The sequence below is a fragment of the Corynebacterium sp. genome, from assembly GCF_030152825.1.
Lineage (GTDB): Bacteria > Actinomycetota > Actinomycetes > Mycobacteriales > Mycobacteriaceae > Corynebacterium.
Genome location: NZ_JASLIP010000040.1, coordinates 1 through 3,488, shown reverse-complemented (window position 1 = coordinate 3,488; position 3,488 = coordinate 1). Strand labels below are relative to the sequence as shown.

Annotated in this window: 4 protein-coding genes and 1 pseudogene; 2 read left to right on the top strand and 3 right to left on the bottom strand. The window is 62.1% G+C overall.

Going from position 1 to position 3,488, the window contains the following annotated elements; all coding sequences use genetic code 11:
• Positions 1-722, bottom strand: a 722-nt coding sequence (locus Q1V78_RS04780) for a hypothetical protein (protein WP_300612206.1), incomplete at its 3' end; no start/stop codon positions are given.
• 28 nt (positions 723-750) lie between these two features.
• Positions 751-1,926, bottom strand: coding sequence for an RtcB family protein (locus Q1V78_RS04775; RefSeq protein WP_300612204.1), 1,176 nt, complete (start codon positions 1,924-1,926; stop codon positions 751-753).
• A 167-nt stretch (positions 1,927-2,093) separates the two neighbouring features.
• Between Q1V78_RS04775 and Q1V78_RS04770 the strand changes: the two genes are divergently transcribed.
• Together Q1V78_RS04770 and Q1V78_RS04765 are read left to right on the top strand one after the other, a co-directional pair.
• Positions 2,094-2,504 (top strand): helix-turn-helix domain-containing protein, encoded by a 411-nt coding sequence (locus tag Q1V78_RS04770; protein WP_300612202.1) that lies wholly within the window; start codon positions 2,094-2,096, stop codon positions 2,502-2,504.
• A 14-nt stretch (positions 2,505-2,518) separates the two neighbouring features.
• A complete protein-coding gene (locus Q1V78_RS04765) occupies positions 2,519-3,094 on the top strand; it encodes a PIN domain-containing protein (RefSeq protein WP_300612200.1) in 576 nt (191 codons plus the stop codon).
• A 112-nt stretch (positions 3,095-3,206) separates the two neighbouring features.
• Here the strand turns inward: Q1V78_RS04765 and Q1V78_RS04760 are convergent.
• Positions 3,207-3,488 (bottom strand): annotated as a pseudogene (locus Q1V78_RS04760) (LLM class flavin-dependent oxidoreductase); the annotation flags it as partial.

The window sequence follows — 3,488 nt, the reverse complement described above, 5'->3', positions numbered from 1 at the left end:
AGCCGGATCCAGGAGCCGGTGGCGGCCACGCGCACCACGTCGAGTTGGCGCCCCGGGTACTTCTCCTGCATCGCCGCCGGCGGTGGGTTGATAACGCCCGTCGCCCCGGCCGTGGCGACCATCCGGCCGGTGATATTCACCGGCTGGGGTGCTGCTCCCCCAGCCGTATTTCCGTTCGCGGTCTCCCCGGAAGAGCTCTGCCCAGCCTCGCTGGTGACTTCCACCAGCTCCTGGTCCAGCATCGAAGGGGCTAGCCCCGCGGGCCCGCCGCGCAGCTCGTGCTCCTCCTCCATCTCACGGTAGACCTCCCGCAGAACCTCAGCGGGCACCCAATCCACCAGCTGAAAACCGCTGACGGGTGGCAGGGCGCCCAGCCACATCATGTCCACGCTGGTACCCAGATCGAAGGTGGCTTCGGACTCACCTGCCCCCGCCTCGGTGCTCGCGGAGCCCGCCCACTGCTGCAGCGCCTCCTTGAGTGCTGCTGCCCGCACGACGATCGAGTCGCCGTCGTCGTCCTGTCCATCAAGCCCGGCCCCGGGCAAGCGCTGGCTGAGAGCGCAACCAAGGGGGGTGGAGAAGAAAATGTCCAGGCCATCCGGCAACGGGCGCAGCCGGGCGAGCGCCTCGGGATCCATGCTCAGCACCCGCTCCGCGACACTTGCGATGCGTCGCGCCACGGAGCGCGGGGCCTTGTTCACCATTCTCAGCTGCACAGTCATGGCCACCACCCTAACCACACGCCCGTGGCTATGTGCCCTTGAGGTTCAGCACCTGGCGCAGCTCGTGGACGATCTCCACCAGGTCGCGGGCGTCCGCCATGACCTGGTCGATGGGCTTATAGGCGTCCGGGATCTCATCCACCCACGCCGCCCCCGGCCGGTAGACGATGCCGGACATCCGCTGGTCGAGGTCCTCGGCGGTGTAGCGATTCTTCGCCGCCCGGCGCGAGAGCACCCGGCCGGCGCCGTGCGGGGCGGACCAGAAGGCCTGCGGGTTCCCCTTGCCGCGGGTGACGTAGGAACGTGCACCCATGCTGCCGGGGATCAGGCCCGGACGGCCGGCTTCCGCGTTGATCGCACCCTTGCGGGTCAACCACAGCGTGCGTCCGTCGATCTCCACGGGATCGGTGTAGTTGTGGTGGGTGTTGATGCGCTCGACTTCCACTGCTCCCTTCTCCCCCATGGCGCGGGCGAGCTGGTCGACGAAGCGATCCATCATCTCTTCGCGGTTGGCCAGGGCAAAAGACTGCGCCCAGTGCAGCTCGGCGATGTATTGATCGAATTCCGGGGTGCCCTCGCGCAGGTAGGCGTGGTCGCGATGCGGCAGGTCAATGCCTGCCTCGGCGCACTGCTGCTGGGCGATGCGGATGTGCTTCTGAGCGATCTTGTTGCCCACCCCGCGGGAGCCGGAGTGCAGGAAGCACCACACCCGCCCCTGCTCGTCGATGCACAGCTCGATGAAGTGGTTGCCGCCACCGAGGGAGCCGAGCTGCTCGCGCCACTTCGGGGAGTGGGATAGGTTCACCCCATCGCGTTTGGCGTGCTCCGCCAGTTCCGCGATGCGGCGTGCGGTGTGGTCCAGGTGGATCTTCTTGTTGTAGTTGCCTGGTGAGAGCGGGATCGCGCGCTCCAGCTCGTCACGCAGTGCGACGAGGCCCAGGTCGGCGATGTCTGCCTCCGTGTACTTCGTGCGGGCGGCGATCATGCCGCAGCCGATGTCCACGCCGACGGCCGCTGGGATGACCGCCCCTTCGGTGGGGATGACGGTGCCGACCGCACTCCCCATCCCGAAGTGCGCGTCCGGCATGAGTGCGACGTGCGGGGTGACGATCGGCAGCGTGGCCAGGTCGATGGCCTGCTGTTCGGTGCCCTCGTCGAGGATGGATGCCCAGGACAGGACGCGGGGCGCGATCTTCTTCGGCACGGTGTTTTTCCTTATCCTAGAAGGGCTGGACTGCACCTCACCCTACCTTCGACTGCACAGTTGGCCCTTCGCAACTGAGATAAGCATGAAACCAAGCGCCCATGCGGGGTTGCACTTATAACTGAAAGCAGTTGGCATTTGAACAGCACCTTGGAGGTGAACATGAAATGGCAGTAACGATCGATAATTCTGTACAGCTCACGCCGCAGGAGGCCCGCGCCCTGGCAGATTTTCGCGCTAAACTCGGCGCTTCGGAGCCAGAAATCACAACACCTGATGGCCGACCCGCCCCTCGACAGCTGCAGGAGATCCTGAACGACGTTCTCAGCGCCATCGCGGGAGGGTGCGCAATCAGCATCGCAGAGATGCCTGGTCAAATCACCACAACCACAGCCGCAACGTTGCTAGAGGTTTCGCGCCCGACCATCATGAAGTACATCAAGCAGGGAAAGCTCGAAGCCACGATGGTTGGTTCACATCACCGCCTCGATACAAAACAAGTACTGGCGCTGGCAGATAGCAAGAAACAAGCCATACGGGAGTCTGTTTTCAAAATCATGGATGCAGAGGATCAGTAGGCGCTCGAAACAACATGAAATCTCCAAACACTGGATACATCCCAATCAGGAATTCCATCCTGCCCGATGCAAACATTTGGTTTTCATCAACTCTGCATTCCTGGTTCGGCCTATTATCCGCGGAGCTTCTCGGTGATTGGAGATTTTACTGGACCGAGGACATCATCGCCGAAGCTCAATATGCAAAGCGAAGGGCCTACCGGCACTCTTCAAGTCACCAGATCGAAGCCATTCGAGACCGGTTGATGGAAGTGATCCCTGAAAATAGGATCCAGGGTTACGAGATCGATAACTCGGTGAATTACCCAGACCCAGATGACGCTCACGTCCACAGCGCTGCACTTCACGCCCGCATACAGATCATCGTCACTGACGACAAGTCTGGGTTTAAAGGGATTTATCCTTCGCCCGAAGAGTGCCCATATGAGGTCTATACAGCTGACGAGTTCTTAATGCTCGTTGCCGATTCTTCACCGCGGGTCATCGATGCCGTCATCAATAACCAGCAAAAGTACTACTCAAAGAAGCAAAAAAGCTTCAACTTGCCCAAGAAATTGCGAGCGGCTGGCTGCCCAAAGTTCGCGGATTAGGTATGCCAAAGGCTGCAATATCTCCAGCCTAGTTTTTAGCTAGACCGCGACCTGCGAGGGGCGACGACTCTCTTAGGAAATAGGGGTTACCCCCGCCTGGGTTGCCCCCCCCCTACACCGGCCCAGCCACCTTCGGTAGGACGTGTTCGGCGATCTCTTCGATCTGCTCGCCGGCCCGGCGCGTGGAGCCCAGCAGGTTGATGCTGACGTGGTTGATCCCGATCTCTCGCTGGGAGTTGAGGAGCGTGACCAAGGTGTTCCGCCCGAGCCGGTAGCCAAAGGTTCCGCCCTGGGCGGGGGCGTCCGGGTCCTCGTGCAGGTCGATCCACATCGCCTCCAGGAAGGGTTTGAAGGCCCCTTCCCCGCAAGCGTCTGCGACGGCTGCGCGCCATTG